This is a genomic window from Kitasatospora sp. NA04385, assembly GCF_013364235.1.
Classification (GTDB): Bacteria; Actinomycetota; Actinomycetes; order Streptomycetales; family Streptomycetaceae; genus Kitasatospora.
The window spans coordinates 1,216,681-1,238,868 of sequence record NZ_CP054919.1 but is presented as its reverse complement, the minus strand read 5'-3'; the positions used below and the strand labels follow the sequence as shown (position 1 = coordinate 1,238,868).

At 77.6% G+C, this 22,188-nt stretch carries 1 protein-coding gene and 1 pseudogene; both read left to right on the top strand.

What is annotated here, in order from left to right; translation table 11 throughout:
• The first annotated feature begins 10 nt into the window (after nt 1–10).
• Nucleotides 11–11,794, top strand: a complete 11,784-nt coding sequence (locus HUT16_RS05355; protein ID WP_176185946.1) for a type I polyketide synthase — start codon at nt 11–13, stop codon at nt 11,792–11,794.
• Between the two features lie 109 nt (nt 11,795–11,903).
• Nucleotides 11,904–22,180 (top strand): annotated as a pseudogene (locus HUT16_RS39665) (type I polyketide synthase).
• Nucleotides 22,181–22,188: the final 8 nt, after the last annotated feature.

Below are 22,188 nucleotides of genomic sequence, written 5' to 3'. Positions count from 1 at the left end.
GCGGCCCCCGATGGTGAACGACGACAGGCTCAGGGACTACCTCAAGCGCGTGACGGCGGACCTGCACCACACCCGCCGACGCCTGACCGAGGCCGAGGAGGCGGCCCGCGAACCGATCGCGGTCGTCGCGATGAGCTGCCGCTACCCCGGCGGCGTGCGCACCCCCGAGGACCTGTGGCGCCTGGTCACCGACGGCACCGACGCCATCACCGGCTTCCCCGCCGACCGGGGCTGGGACCTGGACCACCTGGACGACCCGGAACGGCTGCGCGAGGGCACCAGCCACACCGCCCTGGGCGGCTTCCTCGACGACGTCGGGCACTTCGACCCCGGGTTCTTCGGGATCTCCCCGCGCGAGGCGCTCGCCATGGACCCGCAGCAGCGGCTGCTGCTGGAGACCACCTGGGAGGCGTTCGAACGGGCCGGCATCGACCCCGCGACCCTGCGCGGCACCCCGACCGGCGTCTTCGCCGGCGTCATGTACCAGGACTACGCGGTACGGCTGCGCCGGGTCCCCGACGACGTGGCCGGCTACGTCGGCAGCGGCAGCTCCGACAGCGTCGCCTCCGGCCGGGTCGCCTACACCTTCGGCCTGGAGGGCCCGGCGGTCAGCGTCGACACCGCCTGCTCCTCCTCGCTGGTCGCCGTCCACCTCGCCGCCCAGGCCCTGCGGGGCGGCGACTGCACCCTGGCCCTGGCCGGGGGCGCGATGGTCATGTCGACACCCGTCCCGTTCGTCGAGATGAGCCGCCAGGGCGGCCTGGCCCGGGACGGCCGCTGCAAGTCCTTCTCCGCCGCCGCCGACGGCACCGGCTGGGGCGAGGGCGTCGGCATGCTGCTGCTGGAGCGCCTCTCGGACGCCCGCCGCAACGGGCACCCGGTGCTCGCCCTGATCCGCGGCACCGCCGTCAACCAGGACGGCGCCAGCAGCAGGCTCACCGCCCCCAACGGCCCCGCCCAGCAGCGCGTCATCCGGCACGCCCTGGCCAACGCCGGGCTCACCCCCGCCGACGTGGACGTGGTCGAGGCGCACGGCACCGGCACCCCGCTGGGCGACCCGATCGAGGCCCAGGCCCTGCTGGCCACCTACGGCCAGGGCCGCCCGGACGGGCAGCCGCTGCTGCTCGGCTCGCTGAAGTCGAACATCGGGCACACCCAGGCGGCGGCCGGCGTCGGCGGCGTCATCAAGACCGTCCTCGCCCTGCGGCACGGCACCGTCCCGCCCACCCTGCACGCGCAGGACCCGTCCCCGCAGATCGACTGGACCGCGGGCGCGGTGCGCCTGGTCACCGCGAACACCCCCTGGCCCGAGACCGGACGGCCGCGCCGGGCCGCGGTCTCCTCCTTCGGCGTCAGCGGCACCAACGGGCACGTCGTCCTGGAACAGGCCGACGAGCCCGCCCCGGAGCCCGTCCCGGAACCCGCCGCGCCCGCCGTCCTGCCCTGGGTGCTCTCCGGCCGCACCGCCCCGGCGCTGCGCGCCCAGGCCGCCCGGCTCCGCGACCACCTCGACGCCCACCCCGGGCCCGGCCCGGCCGAGGTCGGCCACGCCCTCGCCACCACCCGCGCCGCGCACGAGCACCGGGCCGTCCTGATCGGCAGCCGCCCCGAGGAGTTCCGGGCCGGGCTCGACGCCCTGGCGGCCGGCCTCGACGCCCCCGGCCTGGTCCTCGGCACCGCCGGAACCGGCGGCGAAGTCGCCCTGGTGTTCCCCGGGCAGGGCTCGCAGTGGGCCGGCATGGCCGTCGAACTCCTCGACTCCGCCCCCGCGTTCGCCGCCCGGATCGCGGACTGCGAACGCGCCCTGGCCCCCTTCGTCGACTGGTCGCTGGAGGCCGTCCTGCGCGGCGCCCCCGGCACCCCGCCGGCCGACCGGGTCGACGTGGTGCAGCCCGCACTGTGGGCCGTCATGGTCTCGCTGGCCGAACTGTGGCGCTCCCACGGCATCACCCCCGGCGCCGTGGTCGGCCACTCCCAGGGCGAGATCGCCGCCGCCTGCGTGGCGGGCGCGCTCTCCCTGGACGACGCCGCCCGGGTGGTCGCCCTGCGCAGCCGGGCGATCCGCGCGCTGTCCGGCCGCGGCGGCATGGCCTCGGTGGCCCTGCCCGCCGCGCAGGTCGCCGAACACCTCGCCGAACACCTCGCCCCCTGGGACGGCCGGCTCTCCGTCGCCGCCGTCAACGGGCCCCGGTCCACCGTGGTCTCCGGCGACACCGACGCGCTCGACGCGTTCCTCGACCGGGCGGCGGCCCTGGGCGTGCGCACCCGGCGCGTCCCCGTCGACTACGCCTCGCACAGCGCCCACGTCGAGGACATCCGGGCCGACCTGCTCGCCCGGCTCGACGGACTGGCCCCCCGCCCCTGCGCCGTCCCCTTCTACTCCACCCTCACCGGCGGCCCGCTGGCGGACACCACCGTCCTGGACGCCGACTACTGGTACCGCAACCTCCGCGGGACCGTCCGGTTCGAGGAGGCGACCCGCGCCCTGCTCGCCGACGGCTACCAGGTCCTCCTGGAGAGCAGCCCGCACCCCGTCCTCACCGTCGGCGTCCTGGAGACCGCCGAGGACGCGGGCGCCGACGCCACCGCCCTGGGCACCCTGCGCCGCGACGACGGCGGCCCGCGCCGGTTCACCGAGGCGCTGGCCGAACTCCACCTGCGCGGCGTCTCCCCGGACTGGAACGCCGTCTTCGCCGGCCGCCGCCCCGGCCGGGTGGACCTGCCCACCTACGCCTTCCAGCGCGACCCGTACTGGCTGGAGGACGGCGCCGCGCCCGCCGCCGACGTCGGCGCCGCCGGGCTGACCCCCGCGGACCACCCGCTGCTGGGCGCCGTCGTGGTCCTCGCCGACAGCGACGGCCTGATCCTCACCGGCCGCCTGTCGGCCCGCACCCACCCCTGGCTCGCCGACCACGCCGTCGGCGGCCGGGCCCTGCTCCCCGGCACCGCCTTCCTGGAACTCGCGCTCCAGGCCGGGGCCCGGACCGGCTGCCCCCGGGTCGAGGAACTCACCCTGCAGGCCCCCCTGGTGCTGCTCGAGCACGGCGGCACCGTGCTGCGCCTCACCGTGGGCGCCCCCGACGCCCGGGGCCACCGCCCGTTCAGCCTGCACTCCCGGCCGGACGCCCCCGCCGACGGCGACCTCGACGAGGAGTGGACCCGGCACGCCGAAGGCGTCCTGGCCGAGCACGGCGCGGACGGCGCGGACGGTGCGGGCGGTGCGGACGGCGCGGACGGTGCCGGGGCCGCCGAGTCGGTGCCCTGGCCGCCGCCCGGCGCCGAACCCCTCGCCCTCGACGGGCTGTACGACCGCTTCGCGGCGGGCGGGTTCGGCTACGGCCCCGCCTTCCAGGGCCTGCGCGCGGCCTGGCGGCGCGGCGACGAACTGTTCGCGGAGGCCGTCGTGCCCGCCGGGCCCGCACCCGAGGCGGCCCGCTTCGGCCTGCACCCGGCCCTGCTGGACGCCGCCCTGCACGCCACCGGCGTGCCCGGCGCCCCCGGCGCGGACGCCCACCCCGAGGGACGGCTGCCGTTCGCCTGGAACGGCGTGACCCTGCACGCCACCGGCGCCGGGACGATCCGGGTCCGGCTCACCCCGGCCGGACCCGACGCGCTGGCGCTCGCCGTCGCCGACCCGACCGGCGCCCCCGTGGCGACCGTGGACGCGCTGGTCCTGCGGCCCGCGGGCCCCGCCGTCCTCGGCGCCGACCCCGCCCCCCGCGGCCGCCACCACCGGGACCTCTACGCGACGGAGTGGGTCGTCGCACCCCCGCGCGGCAGCGCCCCGCCCGTCCACCGCACCGCGGACCTGGCCGCGCTGCTGGCCGCCGTCGACGCCGGAGCGCCGGTGCCCGGAACGGTCCTGCTGAGCTGCGCCGCGTCCGGGCCCGAGCCCGCGGCCGCCGCCGTCCGCACGGCCGTCCACCGGGCCCTCGCCGACGTCCGGACCTGGCTCGCCGACGACCGTTTCGCCGACTCGCGCCTGGTGTTCGCCACCCGGGGCGCGGTCGCCGCTCGGGACGGCGAGGACGTCCGCGACCCCGCGCACAGCGCGCTCTGGGGCCTGATCCGCTCGGCCGGCTCCGAACACCCCGGGCGCTTCGCCCTGCTCGACCTCGACGCCGCCGACGAGCACGGCACCTCCCCGGCCGTCGACGCGGCCGTCGGCGCGGCCCTCGCCTCGGGCGAACCGCAGTGCGCGGTCCGGGCCGGCGAGGTCCGCGTCCCCCGGCTGGTCCGGGCCCCCGGGCCGGACGGGGACCGGCCGGACGGCGCGGCCTTCGACCCGGACGGCACCGTCCTCGTCACCGGCGGCACCGGCCTGCTCGGCTCGCACGTCGCCCGCCGCCTGGTCACCGGGCACGGCGTCCGGCACCTGCTGCTGCTCTCCCGCAGCGGCCCGGCCGCCGCCGGGGCCGGGGAGCTGCGGGCCGAACTCGCCGCGCTGGGCGCCGAGACCACCGTCGTCGCCTGCGACGCCGCCGACCGGGACGCCCTGGCCGCCGTCCTCGCGGACCTGCCGCCCGCGCACCCGCTGACCGCCGTGGTCCACACCGCCGGCGCCCTCGACGACGGCGTGGTCACCGCGCTCACCCCCGAGCGGGTGGACGCCGTGCTGCGCCCCAAGGTCGACGCCGCCCTCCACCTGCACGAACTCACCCGGGGCCTCGACCTCACGCACTTCGTGCTCTTCTCCTCGGCCGCGGGCACCTTCGGCGGCCCCGGACAGGCCAACTACGCCGCCGCCAACGCCTTCCTCGACGCCCTGGCCGTCCGGCGCCGGGCGGCCGGGCTGGCCGGCCAGTCCCTGGCCTGGACCCTGTGGGAGCAGCCCAGCGCCCTCACCGGACACCTGGGCGCGGACGACGTACGGCGCCTCGCCCGGTCCGGGATGCCGCCGCTCCCCACCGAACGGGGACTCGAACTCTTCGACGCCGCCCTCACCGTGGACCGGGCCGCCCTGCTCCCGATCCGCCTCGACCTCCCGGCCCTGCGCGCGGCGGCGGCGGACGGCACCCTGCCGCCGCTGCTGCGCGGCCTGGTCCGCACACCGCCGCGCAAGGCCGCCGCGGCAGCGGCGGAGAGCGACGACAACGCCCTGCGCCTGCGCCTCGCGGCCCTCGACGGCCCCGGGCGGACCCGGCTGCTCGTCGAACTCGTCCGCACCCACGCGGCGGCCGTCCTCGGCCACGCCTCCCCGGACACCCTCGACCCCGGACGGGCCTTCCGCGAACTCGGCTTCGACTCGCTGGCCTCGGTGCAACTGCGCAACCGGCTGAACGCCGCCACCGGCCTGCGGCTCCCCGCCAGCCTGGTGTTCGACCACCCGACCCCGGCGGCGCTCGCCGCCTTCCTGGGCGCCGGACTCACGGACCGGGCCGCCGCCGCCACCCCCGCCGCCCCCGCCCGCCCGGCCGCCCGGGACGCCGACGACGACCTGATCGCGATCGTCTCCGCGGCCTGCCGCCTCCCCGGCGGCGTGCGCTCCCCCGAGGAGCTGTGGCGGATGCTGGACGAGGGCCGCGACGGCATCTCCGAGTTCCCCGACGACCGGGGCTGGAACCCGGACGCGCTCTACGACCCCGACCCCGACCGGGTCGGCACCTCCGTCACCCGGCACGGCGGCTTCCTGCACGACGCGGCCGACTTCGACGCCGAGTTCTTCGGCATCTCGCCGCGCGAGGCGCTCGCCATGGACCCGCAGCAGCGGCTGCTGCTGGAGACCACCTGGGAGCTCTTCGAGCGCGCCGCCATCGACCCGGCCGCCCTGCGCGGCGCCCCGGTCGGCACGTACGTCGGCCTGATGCAGCAGGACTACGCGGCCCGGCTGCTGCCCTACATCCCCGAGGACGTCGAGGGGTTCCTCGGCACCGGCAACTCGGGAAGCATCGTCTCCGGACGCCTGGCCTACTTCTTCGGGCTGGAAGGCCCCGCCGTCACCGTGGACACGGCCTGCTCGTCCTCGCTGGTGGCCCTGCACCTCGCGGTCCGGGCGCTGCGCTCCGGCGAGTGCTCGCTCGCGCTGGCCGGCGGCGTCAACGTGATGTGCAGCCCCGAACTGTTCGTCGAGTTCAGCCGGCAGGGCGGACTCGCCCCCGACGGCCGCTGCAAGTCCTTCGCCGCCGCCGCCGACGGCACCGCCTTCGGCGAGGGCACCGGCATGCTGCTGCTGGAACGGCTGTCGGACGCCCGGCGCCACGGGCACCCGGTGCTGGCGGTGGTGCGCGGTTCGGCGGTCAACCAGGACGGCGCCTCGAACGGTCTGACGGCGCCGAACGGTCCGTCGCAGCAGCGGGTGATCCGGGCGGCGCTGGCGGACGCGGGGCTGACGGCCGCCGATGTGGACGTGGTGGAGGCGCACGGTACGGGGACGCGTCTGGGGGACCCGATCGAGGCGCAGGCGCTGCTGGCCACCTACGGGCAGGACCGGCCTGCCGAACGGCCGGTGTGGATCGGCTCGTTGAAGTCCAACATCGGCCACACCTCCGCCGCCGCCGGGGTGGCGGCCGTCATCAAGTCGGTGCTCGCCCTGCGGCACGGCGTGATGCCCAGGACCCTGCACGTGGACGGTCCGACGCCGGAGGTGGACTGGTCGGCGGGCGCCGGACGCCTGCTGACGGAGGCCCGGCAGTGGGACGACACGGGCCGTCCGCGCCGGGCCGGGGTGTCCTCCTTCGGCGTCAGCGGCACCAACGCCCACGTGATCCTCGAACAGGCCCCCGCCGAGGCGGTGCCGGACGCCATCGACGCGCCGGTGCCCGCCGCCGTCCCCCTGCTCCTGTCGGCGCGCACCCCCGAGGCGTTGCACGCCCAGGCCGCCGCGCTGGCGGCCCGGCTCGGGGACGGTACGGGCGTCCGCGCCGCGGACGTGGCCTACTCCCTGGCCACCGGCCGCAGCGCGCTGGCCCACCGTGCGGTGCTGGTGGGCACGGAGGACGACCTCGCCGAGCACCTGACCGCGCTGGCGCGGGGCGCCACGGTGTCCGGGGGCGGGCTGGTGTCCGGCCGTTCGGTGCTGGTGTTCCCGGGTCAGGGGTCGCAGTGGGTGGGGATGGCGGCGGAGTTGCTGGCCGAGTCGGAGGTCTTTGCGGGGCGGATGGCGGAGTGTGAGCGGGCGTTGGCGCCTTATGTGGAGTGGTCGTTGGCGGAGGCGTTGGGTTCGGAGGCGCTGCTGGCGCGGGTGGATGTGGTGCAGCCGGTGCTGTGGGCGGTGATGGTGTCGCTCGCGGAGGTGTGGCGCTCGTTCGGGGTGGTGCCGGATGCGGTGGTGGGTCATTCGCAGGGGGAGATCGCGGCGGCCGTCGTGGCGGGGGGTTTGAGTCTGGACGACGGCGCGCGGGTGGTGGCGTTGCGCTCCCGTGCGGTGGGGGCGTTGGCGGGGCGCGGGGGGATGGCGTCGGTGCCGCTGCCGGTGGAGGTGGTGCGGGAGCGGATCAAACAGCGGCTGTCCGTCGCTGCGGTGAACGGTCCGTCCTCGACGGTGGTGTCGGGTGATGCGGATGCGGTGGCCGCACTGGTGGCGGAGTTGGTGGGGGAGGGGGTGCGGGCGCGTCTGATCGAGGTGGACTACGCGTCGCACTCCGCGCATGTGGAGGAGGTGCGTGAGCGGCTGCTTGCGGATCTGGAGGGGATCGTGCCGGTCTCGGGTGGGGTGCCGTTCTTCTCGACGGTGACGGGCGGTTGGCTGGACACGAAGTTCCTGGACGCCGAGTACTGGTACCGGAATCTGCGGCAGACGGTGGAGTTCGGGGCGGCCACGGCGGCGCTGCTGGGGGAGGGGTTCCGGTTCTTTGTGGAGTCCAGTCCGCATGCGGTGCTGGGTGTGGCGGTGGGGGAGTCGGTGGAGGCGGCGGGGGTGGACGCCGTGGTGCTGGGGACGCTACGCCGGGGTGAGGGCGGCCGGGTGCAGGTGTTGCGTGCGGTGGGCCGGGGTTGGGAGCGCGGGTTGGGGGTGGATTGGTCGGGGGCGTTCCCCGGTGCGCGGCGGGTCGAGCTGCCGACGTACGCCTTCCAGCGCACCCGCTACTGGCTCGACGTGCCGACCACCAGCCAGGACGTCGCCTCGGCGGGTCTCGCCACCACCGGGCACCCGTTGCTCGGTGCGGCGATGCAGGTTGCGGACTCCGGTGAGCTGCTGCTCAGCGGCCGGATCTCGCTGCGCACCCACCCCTGGCTCGCCGACCACGCCGTGTCGGGCGTCGTGCTCCTCCCGGGCACGGCCTTCCTCGAACTCGCGCTGCGCGCCGGGGCCGAGGCCGACTGCCCGGTGGTCGAGGAACTGACCCTCGGATCGGCGCTCGTGCTCCCGGCCGAGGACGCCGCCCACCTGCAACTCCGGGTCGCCGGGCCGGACGGTGACGGACGGCGGCGGCTCAGCGTGTTCGCCCGGACGACGGGGGACGCCGACGCGCCCTGGACCGAGCACGCCACCGGCACCCTGGCACCCCGGCCCGCCGGGGACCCGGCCGGAACCGGGGCCGCCCTGCTGAGCTGGCCGCCCTCCGGCGCCGAACCGGTGGACACCGGTGACCTCTACGAGCGGTTCGCCGCGGCCGGCTACCACTACGGCCCAGCCTTCCGCGGCATCCGGGCCGCGTGGCTCCGCGGCGGCGAGGTGTTCGCCGAGGTCGTGCTGCCCGAGCGGCAGCACGCCGACGCCGCCGGATGCGTGCTGCACCCCGCGCTGCTGGACGCGGCCCTGCAGACCGCCGCGCTGCTGCCCGAGCAGGACGGCGGGGCCCGGCTGCCGTTCAGCTGGAACGGGGTGACCGGCGGGATCACCGGGGCCACCACGCTGCGGGTGCGGCTCGCCGCCGACGCGCCGGACACCGTGAGCCTGCACGCCCACGACCTGTCCGGACGGCAGGTGATCGGCGTGCAGGGCCTGTCGCTGCGGCCGCCGGCCGCGGGCGGGCCGCTCGCCGCGGCCGCCCACGCCGACCTGCTGCACCGCCTCGACTGGACCCCGGCCGCCGACCCGGCCGACGCCGCCGTGCCGACCTGGGCCGCCCTCGGCGGTGCCGTCCCCGGCGCGGCGTCCTGGCCGGACCTGGACGCGCTGGGCGCGGCCCTCGACGCGGGCGCCGCCCTCCCCGAGGTGGTCGTGGCGGCCGTCGCCACCGCCGACCTGCCCGACCCCGCCGACCGGGTCCGCGCCACCGCGCACCGGGGCCTCGCGCTCGTCCAGCGGTGGCTGGCCGACGAGCGGTTCGCCGCGGCCAGGCTGGCCCTGCTCACCAGGGACGCGGTCCGCACCGGGCCGGTCGACCGTCCCGTCGATCCCGCCCAGGCCGCGCTGTGGGGCCTGGTGCGCAGCGCGGAGGCCGAGCACCCCGGGCGCTTCGTCCTGGTCGATGCGGCCGGGGGCGGCGAACCGGCGGACGCCCTGCCCGGGGCGCTCGCCGCCGGGGAACCCGAACTGGCGCTGCGCAGCGGCCCGCCGCTGCTGCCGCGACTGGTCCGCGGCAGCCGGCCGGACGGCACGCTGGCCCTGCCGGACGGCGCCGCCTGGCGGCTCGCCGGTGACGGCCGGGGCTCCCCGGAGGACGTCGTGGCGGAGCCCGCTCCGGCGGCCCTCGCCCCGCTGGGCCGGGGCGAGGTGCGGATCGCGGTGCGCGCCGCCGGGCTGAACTTCCACGACGTCATCGCCGCGCTCGGCCTGGACCCCGACCCCGCACAGCAGGGCCTGGGCAGCGAGGGCGCCGGAACCGTGGTCGAGGTGGGCCCGGACGTGGCCGACCTGGCGCCCGGGGACCGGGTGATGGGGATCTTCGGGGGCGCGTTCGGCCCGACCGCGGTCGCCGACCGCCGCACCGTCGCCCGGATACCGGCGGGCTGGTCCTTCGCCCGCGCGGCCTCCGTGCCGGTGGTGTTCCTCACCGCCTACTACGGCCTGTTCGACCTCGGCGGCCTGCGGCGCGGCGAGTCGGTCCTGGTCCACGCCGCGGCCGGCGGCGTCGGCACGGCGGCGGTGCAGCTCGCCCGGCACGCCGGGGCCGAGGTGTTCGCGACGGCCTCCCCCGCCAAGTGGGACGTCCTGCGGGCCGCCGGGCTGGACGACGGGCACATCGCCTCGTCCCGCAGCACCGACTTCGCCGAGGCGTTCCTGACGGCCACCGGCGGGCAGGGCGTCGACGTCGTGCTCGACAGCCTGGCGCGGGAGTTCGTCGACGCCGGTCTGCGGCTGCTGCCGAACGGCGGCCGGTTCGTGGAGATGGGCAAGACCGACGTCCGCGACCCCGAGGAGGTCGCCCGGCGGCACCCCGGGGTGCGCTACCGGGCGTTCGACCTGATGGAGGCCGGTCCGCAGCGGATCGGCGAGATGCTCGCCGAGATCCTCGACCTGTTCGCGCGCGGGGTGCTGCGCCCGCTGCCCGTCACCGGCTGGGACGTCCGGCAGGCCCCGGCCGCGCTGCGCTCGCTCAGCCGGGCCCGGGGCGTCGGCAAGAACGTCCTGCTGCTGCCCGCGGCGCCGGACCCCGAGGGGACCGTCCTGGTCACCGGGGCCACCGGCACGCTGGGACGGCTGCTGGCCCGGCACCTGGTCGTCGCGCACGGCACCCGGCACCTGCTGCTGGCGGGCCGCCGGGGCGCGGCCGCCGACGGCATGCCGGAGCTGGTGGGGGAGTTGAGCGCACTCGGCGCCTCGGTGACCGTCGCGGCCTGCGACGTCGCCGACCGGGACGCGCTCGCCGCGCTGCTCGGGTCGGTGCCCGCCGGGCACCCGCTGACCGCGGTCGTGCACGCGGCCGGCGTCCTGGACGACGCCACGGTCGCCGGGCTGACCCCGGAGCGGCTCGACCGCGTCCTGCGGCCCAAGGCGGACGCGGCGCTGGCCCTGCACGACCTCACCCGGGACCTCGACCTCACCCACTTCGTGCTCTTCTCCTCGGGCGCCGCCCAGTTCGGCGCGGCCGGGCAGGCGAACTACGCCGCCGCCAACGCCGTCCTGGACGCCCTCGCCGCCGAACGCCGGGCCGAGGGCCTGCCCGGCCTGTCCATCGGCTGGGGCCTGTGGGAGGAGCGCAGCGCGATGACCGCGGCGGTCGCCCCGGGCCGGGGCGCCGGGGCGGGCGCGCTGACCTCGGCGGAGGGCCTCGCCCTGTTCGACGCGGCCCTGGACTCCCCGTACGCCTACCGGCTCGCGGCCCGGATCGCCCCGGCCGTGCTGCGGGCGGACGACCGGCTGCCCGCCGTGCTCCGCGGCCTGGTCCGCCCCGCCCGGACCGGTGCCGCCCCGGCAGCGGCGCCGCCCCGCTCGATGGCGCGGCAGCTCGCCGAGCTGCCCGAGGCCGAGCTGCACCGGACCCTGCTGGACCTGGTGCGCGGCAGCGCCGCGGCGGTCCTCGGGCACAGTTCGCCGCACCTGGTCCGCCCGGCCCGCCCGTTCAAGGAGGTCGGCTTCGACTCCCTCACCGGTGTCGAACTGCGCAACCGGCTGGCGTCCTCGACCGGGCTGCGGCTGCCCGCCGCGCTGGTCTTCGACCACCCGACCCCGGAGGCACTGGCCCGCCACCTCGCCGAGCGGGTCGGCGCCGCCCGCCCGAGCGCCGACAGCGCGGTCCGGGCCGGGCTCGACGCCCTGGAGGCCCTGCTCGACGCCCTGCCGCCGGACGGCGTCAGCGACGAGCTCGCCGCCCGGATCCGGGACGTGCTGTCCCGCCCGCTGCCCGACGGGGCACCGGCCGCCGTCCGGCCCGCGGGCGACCCGGACGACCTGGCCCCCGACCTGATCGAGGCGGCCAGCGACGACGAGATGTTCGCGTACATCGACCGGCAGTTGGGGTCCGCATGACCGGCGCACCGGCCCGCGCCTCCCGCGCCCTCCGCGCCCTCCGTGTCCTCCGGGACGAGACCCGAGCAGCCCGAGACGAAAGCAGCGGTGTCCAGTGAGCGACCAGAGGATGCGCGACTACCTCAACCGGGTGACCATCGACCTGCGCGACACCCGGCAGCGGCTCCGGGAGGCCGAGGCCCGCACCCGCGAGCCGATCGCGGTCGTGGCGATGAGCTGCCGCTTCCCCGGCGGGGTCCGCACCCCGGAGGAGCTGTGGGAACTGCTCGTCGAGGGCCGCGACACCACCGCGCCCGTCCCCGGCGACCGGGGCTGGGAGCGCGCCTGGCCGTCCGGCGGCACCGTCCCCGGGCGGGGGGCGTTCCTGGACGGCGCGGCCGACTTCGACCCGGAGTTCTTCGGCATCTCGCCGCGCGAGGCGGTCGCGATGGACCCGCAGCAGCGGATGCTGCTGATGACGTCCTGGGAGGCGATCGAGCAGGCCGGCATCGACCCGCTCACCCTGCGCGGCAGCCGCACCGGGGTGTACGCCGCCGCCATCGACCAGGGGTACGCGACGCTCGGCTCCGGCGCGGCCGAAGCCGTCCAGGGGTTCCTGATGACCGGGAACTCGATGAGCGTGATGTCCGGGCGGGTCTCCTACGCGCTCGGGCTGGAGGGCCCCGCCGTCACCGTGGACACCGCCTGCTCGTCCTCGCTGGTGGCCCTGCACCTCGCGGCGCGGGCGCTGCGGGCCGGCGAGTGCTCGCTCGCCCTGGCCGGCGGGGTCAGCGTGATGGCGCTGCCCGCGGTGTTCGTCGAGTTCAGCCGCCAGGGCGCGATGTCCCCCGACGGCCGCTGCAAGCCGTTCGCGGCCGCGGCCGACGGCACCGGCTGGGGCGAGGGCGTGGGCATGCTGCTGCTGGAGCGGCTCTCGGACGCGCGGCGCCACGGGCACCCGGTGCTGGCCGTGCTGCGCGGCTCGGCGATCAACCAGGACGGCGCGAGCAACGGTCTGACCGCGCCGAACGGCCCGTCCCAGCAGCGGGTGATCCGGGCGGCGCTGGCGGACGCCGGGCTGACCGCCGCCGAGGTGGACGCGGTGGAGGCGCACGGCACCGGCACCACCCTCGGCGACCCGATCGAGGCCGACGCCCTGCTGGCCACCTACGGCCAGGACCGGCCCGCCGAACGGCCGCTCTGGCTGGGCTCGTTGAAGTCCAACATCGGGCACACCCAGGCCGCCGCCGGGGTCGCCGGGGTGATCAAGACGGTCCTCGCGCTGCGCCACGGCGTCCTGCCGCGCACCCTGCACGTGGACGCGCCCACCCCGCACGCCGACTGGTCCTCGGGCGCCGTCGAACTCCTCACCGAGACCCGCGACTGGCCCGCCGTCGACCGCCCGCGCCGGGCCGGGGTGTCCTCGTTCGGCATGAGCGGCACCAACGCGCACGTCGTCCTCGAACAGGCCCCCGAGGAGCCGCAGCCGGAGCCGGACCAGCAGCCGCAGCCGCAGCCGGCGGCGGCCGCCGCGCCGGGCGCGGCGCCCGGGCCCGTGCTGCCCTGGGTGCTCTCCGGCCGCACCGCGGCCGCGCTCGGCGACCAGGCGGCCCGGCTGCGCGCCCGGCTCGCCGCGGACGCCGCCGCCCGGCCGGTCGACACCGGGTTCGCGCTGGCGACCACCCGGTCCGCCTTCGAGCACCGGGCCGTGGTGATCGGCGACGGGCGGCAGGCCCTGCTGGACGGCCTCGCCGCCCTGTCCGGACCCGGCGCGGAACCCCCCGCCGACCTCGTCACGGGCACCGGCCGGGTCGTCGAGGGCCGGACCGCCCTGGTGTTCCCCGGCCAGGGCTCCCAGTGGGACGGCATGGCCCGGGACCTGCTCGCCGCCGCCCCCGCCTTCCGGGAACGCCTCGCCGCCTGCGACGCCGCGCTCTCCGCCCACGTCGACTGGCGCCTGCCCGAGGTCCTGGCGGGCGCGCCCGGCGCACCCCCGCTGGACCGGGTGGACGTGGTCCAGCCGGTGCTGTGGGCCGTGATGGTGTCGCTGGCCGCGCACTGGGAGTCCTGGGGCGTCCGGCCCGACGCCGTGGTCGGGCACAGCCAGGGCGAGATCGCCGCCGCCGTGGTGGCGGGCGCGCTGAGCCTGGAGGACGGGGCGAAGGTCGTCGCGCTGCGCAGCCGGGCCATCCGGGCGCTGGCCGGACTCGGCGGCATGGTCGCGGTGTCCCTGCCCGAGGACCGGGTCCGCGCCGAACTCGCCCCCTGGGCCGAGCGGTTGTCGGTGGCCGCCGTCAACGGGCCCGCCGCCGTGGTGGTCTCCGGGGAGACCGGGGCCCTGGCCGAACTGCTCGCCCACTGCGCGGCCCGGGGCGTCCGGGCCCGGTCCGTCCCCGTGGACTACGCCTCGCACTCGGCCCAGGTCGAACGGATCAGGTCCGAGGTGCTGGCCGTGCTGGCCGACGTGCGACCGCTCCCGGCCCGCGTCCCGCTGTTCTCCACCGTCACCGGGGACCGGCTCGACACCACGGTGATGGACGCCGACTACTGGTACCGCAACCTGCGCGGCACCGTCCGCTTCGACGCGGCCGTCCGGGCCCTGGTCGAGCAGGGCCACGAGGTCTTCGTCGAGGTGTCGCCGCACCCGGTGCTGACCATGGCCCTCCAGGACACCGTCGAGGCCACCGGCGCCGCCGAGCCGCCGGTCGTCGTCGGCACCCTGCGCCGCGACGACGGCGGACCGCGCCGGGCGCTGCGCTCGGCCGCCGAACTGTGGGTGGCGGGCGCGGCCGTCGACTGGTCCGCCGCGTACGCCGACACCGGCGCCCGCCCGACCGCCCTGCCCGGGTACCCCTTCCAGCTGCGCCGCTACTGGCTGGAGCCGGAGGCGGCGCCCGCCACCGCCCCGGCCGCCGACCCGCACGACACCGCTTTCTGGCAGCTGCTCGACCGCGACGCCCCGGCCGAGATCGCCGCCCGCCTCGCCGTCGACGAGGAGGCCCTCGCCCCCGTCCTGCCGGCCCTGCGCGGCTGGCACCGGCAGCGGCGCGACGAGGGCGTCGTCGACTCCTGGCGCTACCGCGTCGGCTGGCAGCCGCTGCCCGACCCGCCGGCCGCCACCGCCGCCGGGACCTGGCTGGTCGTGCTGCCCGCCGGACACGGCGAGGACGCCCGGGTGCGCGGTTCGCTGCTCGCCCTCGCCGAAGCGGGCGCCACCGTCGTCACGGCCGAGCTCACGGCCGCCGCCGTCCACCGCGCGGACCTCGCGGACACGCTCGCCACCGCCCTCGGCGACCGCGTCCCGACGGGCGTGCTGTCGCTGCTGGCCGCCGCCGACCGGCCCCACCCCGACCACCCGGCCCTGCCCACCGGGACGGCCCTCACCGTCGCCCTGGTGCAGGCCCTGGGCGACCTCGCCCTCACCGCACCCCTGTGGTGCGCCACCGGCGGGGCCGTGTCCACCGGCCCGGACGACCCGGTCACCCACCCCCGCCAGGCCCTGGTCTGGGGCACCGGGCTGGTCGCCGCGCTCGAACTCCCCGCCCGCTGGGGCGGACTCGTCGACCTGCCGCCGGACCTCGACGCCCGGGCCCGGACCCGGCTCGCCGCCGCGCTGACCGCCCCCGGCCCGGGCCGGGAGGACCAGCTCGCCCTGCGCCCCACCGGCCTGCTGGCCCGCCGCCTCCGGCGCGCGCCCCGCGACGGCGGCCGCGCGAAGCCCTGGAAGCCGCGCGGCACCGTCCTGCTGACCGGCGGCACCGGAGCCGTCGGCCCGCACCTCGCCCGCTGGCTGGCCCGCAGCGGCGCCACCCACCTCGTGCTGCCCGGCCGGCGCGGCCCCAGGCGCCCGGCGCGGCCGAACTCGCCGCGGAACTCGCCGCCCTCGGCGCACGGCTGACGCTGCCGGTCTGCGACCTGGCGGACCGCCGGGCCGTCGCGGACCTGCTCACCGGCCTGGAGGCGGCGGGCGACCCGGTCACCGCGGTCGTCCACGCGGCCGCCTTCGTCGCGCTCGCCCCGCTCGACGGCACGCCGATGTCCGCGTTCGAGCAGATCGTCGCCGCGAAGGCCGCCGGGGCCGAACACCTCGACGCCCTACTCGACCGCGAACTCGACGCCTTCGTGCTGTTCTCCTCGATCGCCGGGGTCTGGGGCAGCGGCGACCACGGCGCCTACGCCGCCGCCAACGCCTACCTCGACGCCCTGGCCGGGCACCGCCGGGCCCGCGGCCTCACCGCCACCAGCATCGACTGGGGCATCTGGCAGGCCGAGAACCCCCACCGGGACCGCGTCGCCGGAGCCGACGCCGACCTGTTCAAACTGGAGGAGCACGGGCTGCCCCGGATCGACCCCGACCTCGCGCTGCACGCCCTGCGCCAGGCGCTCGAGGACGACGAGACCGTCCTGGCCGTCGCCGACGTCGACTGGGAGCGGTTCGCCGCCGTCTTCACCTCCACCCGCCCCAGCCCACTGCTGACCGGCGTCCCCGAAGCCCGCCGCGCCCTGGAGGCCCCGACCGGCGCACCGGAGGCACCCGCCGCCGCACAGCTGCGCGAACGGCTCGCCGCCCTCGGCGAACCGGAACAGCACCGCCTGCTGCTCGACCTGGTCCGCACCCACGCGGCGGCCGTCCTCGGCCACGCCGGGCCGGACGCGATCCGGCCCGGCACGGCCTTCCAGGAGATCGGCTTCGCCTCGCTCACCGCGGTCGAACTCCGCAACCGGCTCAACGCCGCCACCGGGCTGCGGCTGCCGTCCACCCTGATCTTCGACCACCCCTCGTCCACCGCGCTCGCCCGGGAGATCCGCGCCGAACTGCTCGGCCGACCGGCCGCCGCCGGACCGGATGCCGCCGCGCACCCGGCCGACACCGCGCCCGCCCGCCCGGCCGCCCGGGACGCGGACGACGACCTGATCGCGATCGTCTCCATGGCCTGCCGCTTCCCCGGCGGCATCGGCACCCCCGAGGAGCTGTGGCGCCTGCTCGCCGACGGCGGCGACGCCGTCTCGGACTTCCCCACCGACCGCGGCTGGGACCTCGAAGCCCTCTACGACCCCGACCCCGACCGCCCCGGCACCTCGACCACCCGGCGGGGCGGCTTCCTGCACGACGCGGCCGAGTTCGACGCCGAGTTCTTCGGCATCTCGCCGCGCGAGGCGCTTGCCATGGACCCGCAGCAGCGGCTGCTGCTGGAGACCAGCTGGGAGGCGATCGAGCGCGCCGCCATCGACCCGGTCGCCCTGCGCGGCAGCCGCACCGGCGTGTTCACCGGCGTCAACTACGCCGACTACGCGGCCGTCGTCGCCCGCTCCGAGGAAGGGGAGGGCCACCTGCTCACCGGCAGCGCCCCGAGCGTGGTCTCCGGCCGGGTCGCCTACACCCTGGGCCTGGAGGGCCCCGCGGTGACCGTCGACACCGCCTGCTCCTCCTCCCTCGTCGCCCTGCACCTCGCGGGCCGGGCGCTGCGCGGCGGCGACTGCTCGCTCGCCCTGGTCGGCGGCGTCGCCGTGATGGCCACCCCCGGCGCCCTGATCAGCTTCTCCCGGCAGCGCGGACTCGCCGAGGACGGCCGCTGCAAGGCCTTCTCGGACGACGCGGACGGCATGGGCATGGGCGAGGGCGCCGGCGTCCTGCTGCTGGAGCGGCTCTCGGACGCCCGCCGCAACGGGCACCCGGTGCTGGCCGTGGTGCGCGGCTCCGCCGTCAACCAGGACGGCGCCAGCAACGGGCTCTCCGCCCCCAACGGCCCGTCCCAGCAGCGGGTGATCCGGGCGGCGCTGGCGGACGCCGGGCTGACCGCCGCCGACGTGGACGTGGTCGAGGCGCACGGCACCGGCACCACCCTCGGCGACCCGATCGAGGCGCAGGCCCTGCTGGCCACCTACGGCCAGGACCGGCCCGCCGAACGGCCGCTCTGGCTGGGCTCGTTGAAGTCCAACCTCGGCCACGCCCAGGCGGCATCGGGCGTCGCGGGAGTCATCAAGACGGTGCTGTCCATGCGGCACGGCCAGGTACCCCGCACCCTGCACGTCGGTACGCCCTCCGCCCACGTCGACTGGACGCGCGGAGCGCTGGCCCTCGCGACCGAGCAGCAGCCCTGGCCGCCGCACGGCCGCCCGCGTCGGGCCGGCGTCTCCTCCTTCGGCCTGAGCGGCACCAACGTCCACACCATCCTCGAACACGCCCCGGAGCAGGACGAGGGCCCGTCGACCGGGCGCACCCCCCTGCCGGAGGTGCCCTGGCTGCTGTCGGCGAAGAACCCGCGAGCCCTGCGCGCCCAGGCCGACCGGCTGCGCCGCCACCTCGACGGCACCCCCGACGCCGACCCGCGCGACATCGGCTCCGCCCTGCACGCGCGCACCGCCTTCGAGTACCGGAAGGCCCTGGTCGGCGACCGGGACCAACTCCACTCCCAGCTGGGCCGGATGGCCGAGGACGACGCGGGAGCGTGGGCCGGTGGCCGCCCGGTCGCCGGTCGCGTGGCGCTGGTGTTCCCGGGTCAGGGGTCGCAGTGGGTGGGGATGGCGGTGGAGTTGCTGGCCGAGTCGGGGGTGTTTGCGGGGCGGATGGCGGAGTGTGAGCGGGCGTTGGCGCCGTACACCGATTGGTCGTTGGTGGAGGCGTTGGGTTCGGAGGTGTTGTTGGCGCGGGTGGATGTGGTGCAGCCGGTGTTGTGGGCGGTGATGGTGTCGTTGGCGGAGGTGTGGGGTTCGTTCGGGGTGGTGCCGGATGCGGTGGTGGGTCATTCGCAGGGTGAGATCGCGGCGGCCGTCGTGGCGGGGGGTCTGAGTCTGGAGGACGGTGCGCGGGTGGTGGCGTTGCGCTCCCGTGCGGTGGGGGCGTTGGCGGGTCGGGGTGGGATGGCGTCGGTGCCGCTGCCGGTGGAGGTGGTGCGGGGGCGGATCGGGGAGCGGTTGTCGGTCGCGGCGGTGAACGGTCCGTCCTCGACGGTGGTGTCGGGTGATGCGGATGCGGTGGCCGCACTGGTGGCGGAGTTGGTGGGGGAGGGGGTGCGGGCCCGCCTGATCGAGGTGGATTACGCGTCGCACTCCGCGCATGTGGAGGAGGTCCGGGAGCGGCTGCTTGCGGATCTGGAGGGGATCGTGCCGGTCCCGGGTGGGGTGCCGTTCTTCTCGACGGTGACGGGGAGTTGGCTGGAGACGAAGTTCCTGGACGCCGAGTACTGGTACCGGAATCTGCGGCAGACCGTGGAGTTCGGGGCGGCCACTGCGGCGCTGTTGGGGGAGGGTTTCCGGTTCTTCGTGGAGTCCAGTCCGCATGCGGTGCTGGGTGTGGCGGTGGGGGAGTCGGTGGAGGCGGCGGGGGTGGACGCCGTGGTGCTGGGGACGCTACGTCGGGGTGAGGGCGGCCGGGCGCAGGTGTTGCGTGCGGTGGGTCGTGGTTGGGAGCGCGGGTTGGGGGTGGACTGGTCGGGGGCGTTCCCCGGTGCGCGGCGGGTCGAACTGCCGACGTACGCCTTCCAGCACACCCGCTACTGGCCCGAGCCGGCGCCCGCCACGGCGGCCGACGTGGGCGCGGCCGGACTCGACCCGGCCGACCACCCCGTCCTCGGCGCGGCCGTCGAACTGGCCGACACGGGCGAACTGCTGCTCAGCGGCCGGATCTCGCTGCGCACCCACCCCTGGCTGGCCGACCACGCCGTGGCCGGTGCGGTGCTGCTGCCCGGTGCGGCCTTCGCGGAACTCGCCGTCCGGGCCGCCGACGAGGCCGGATGCCACGCGGTCGAGGAACTGACGCTCCAGCAGCCGCTGTTGGTGCCCGCCGATACCGCCGTCCGCCTCCAGCTGCGGGTCGGTGCCGCGGACGCGCGCGGCGGCCGCTCGCTGGACCTGTTCTCCTGCCGGGAGGACGCGGCGACCCCGCACTGGACCGCGCACGCGACCGGTCGGCTCGGCGCCGACCCCGCGCCCCGCGAAACCCCGTCCGACCCCGGCTCCTGGCCCCCGCCCGGCGCCGTCCCGATCCCCGTCGACGACCTGTACGAGCGGTTCGACGCCTCCGGTTACGGCTACGGGCCCGCCTTCCGCGGGCTCACCACCGCCTGGCGCCGGGGCGAGGAGATCTTCACCGAGGTGCGCCTGCCCGAGGACCGGAACCGCTCCGCCGCCGCCTTCGGCGTGCACCCCGCGCTCCTGGACGCCGCCCTCCAGGGGCTGTTCCTGAACGCTCCGCCGGAGAACGGCCCCGGCCCGGACCGGGCGTCCGCCGGACTGCCGTTCTCCTGGAGCGGGATCAGGCTGCACGCCTCCGGAGCCACCGCGCTCAGGGTCAGGCTCGGCTTCCGGCCGGACGGATCGGTGTCGATCGACGCGGCCGACCCGCACGGGCTCCCGGTCGTGACGGTCGAGGCGCTCGCCGTCCGCCCGATCGACCTCGACGCCCTCCGCTCCGGCGGCGGCCCGGAATCCCTCTACCGGCTGCGCTGGTCGCCGGTGCCCGCCGCGTCGTCCGCCGCCCCGCTCGGGGCCTGCGCCGTGCTCGGCGGCCGGGAGCCCTTCCCGGACCCGGCCGCGGACGGCCACCCGGACCTGGCCGCGCTCGGCGCCGCGCTGGACGCGGGAGCACCGGCACCCGCCGCGGTGCTGGCCTGGTGCGACCACGCCCCGGCCCGCCCGTCGTCCCCGCCCGACGCCGCCGCCGTGCACACCGCGCTGGACGACGCCCTGCGGCTCGTCCAGGACTGGCTGGCCGACCCGCGCTGGGACGACGGCACCCGGCTCGTGCTCGTCACCCGGGGCGCGGTCGCCACGGAGGCCGGCGAGCAGGTCACCGACCTCACCGGCGCGGCGGTCCGCGGTCTCGTCCGCTCCGCCCAGTCCGAGCACCCGGACCGCTTCCTGCTGATCGACACCGACGACCCGGCCGCCGTGACCGGGCTGCTGCCGCAGGCCCTGGCCGGAACCGAACCCCAACTGGCGATCCGCGCCGGGCGGCTCCTCGCCGCCCGCCTCACCCGGGCGGCCGTCGACACCGAGCCGCACCCGGACACCGGCACCGCCACCGACGCCGACACGCCGTCCGGCACCGGCACGCCGTCCGGCATCGGCGCGGCCGGGGGAACCGTCCTGGTCACCGGGGCCGGCGGCGCGCTCGGCGGCCTGGTGGCCCGGCACCTGGTGACCGCGCACGGCGTGCGCGACCTGCTGCTCGTCGGCAGGCGCGGCGCGGACGCCCCGGGCCTGGCCGACCTCGCCGCCGAACTGCGCGGACACGGCGCCCGGGTGGACCTGGCGGCCTGCGACGTCGCCGACCGGGACGCGCTCGCCGCCCTGCTCGCCGCCATCCCCGCCGACCGCCCGCTGAGCGCGGTCGTCCACGCGGCGGGCGTCCTGGACGACGGGACGGTCGAGTCGCTGACCCCCGAGCGGATGCGCCGCGTCCTGCGGCCCAAGGTCGACGCGGCCCTCAACCTGCACGACCTCACCCGGGAGTTGCCGCTGTCGGCCTTCGTCCTGTTCTCCTCCGCGTCCGCCACCGTCGGCAACGCCGGGCAGGGCAACTACGCGGCCGCCAACGCCTTCCTCGACGCGCTCGCCCAGCACCGGCGCGCCCTGGGCCTGCCCGCCCAGTCGCTCGCCTGGGGCCTGTGGGCGCGCCGCAGCACCATGACCGGCACGCTCAGCGCCACCGACCTGCGGCGGATGTCCCGGGGCGGCACCGCGGCGATCGACAGCGAAGAGGGCCTGGCCCTGTTCGACGCGGCGCTCACCCTGGACGAGCCGCTGCTCGTCCCGGTCAAGATCGACCTCGGCCGGCTCCGGACGGCGGCCCGGACCGGGCCCGTCCCGGCCCTGCTCTCCGCGCTGGTCCCCGGGGCCGCCCGCCGCCCCGCCTCCGGGGCGGACGCCGCCGAGGCGGACTCGCTGCGCCGCCGACTGGCCGCCCTCACCCCGGAGGACCGCCTCGCCGCCCTGCTCGACCTGGTGCGCGGCCGGGTCGCCGACGTCCTCGGCCACGGCGGCGCCGGGGCCGTCGACCCGGACCAGGCGTTCAAGGACCTGGGCTTCGACTCGCTCACCTCGGTCGAGCTCCGCAACCGGCTCAGCGCCGCCACCGGCCGCCGGCTGCCCGCGACCCTGGTCTTCGACCACCCCACCCCGGCCGCCGTCGCCGCCCACCTCGCCGGGCGGCTGGCCCCCGACGGGCCCACCGGCCCGGCCACCGGGAGGGCGGGCCGGGCGGACCGCGCGGACCACGAGATCGGCCCGCTGCTCGCCGCGATCCCGCCCGCCGCCCTCCGCCGGGCGGGCCTGCTCGACGCGCTCCTGGCCCTCGCCGACCGGCCGGACGCACCGGACGCGGACGCCCCGGCTCCCGCCGCCGACATCCACGACATGGCCGTCGACGACCTCGTCCGGATGGCCCTGGGCGGCGAACGTGACTGACCGCCCGC

What these genes read in the sequence shown, in the direction of transcription:
- HUT16_RS05355 (WP_176185946.1), top strand. Translation starts at nt 11, where the DNA reads ATGGTGAACGACGACAGGCTCAGGGACTACCTCAAGCGCGTGACGGCG.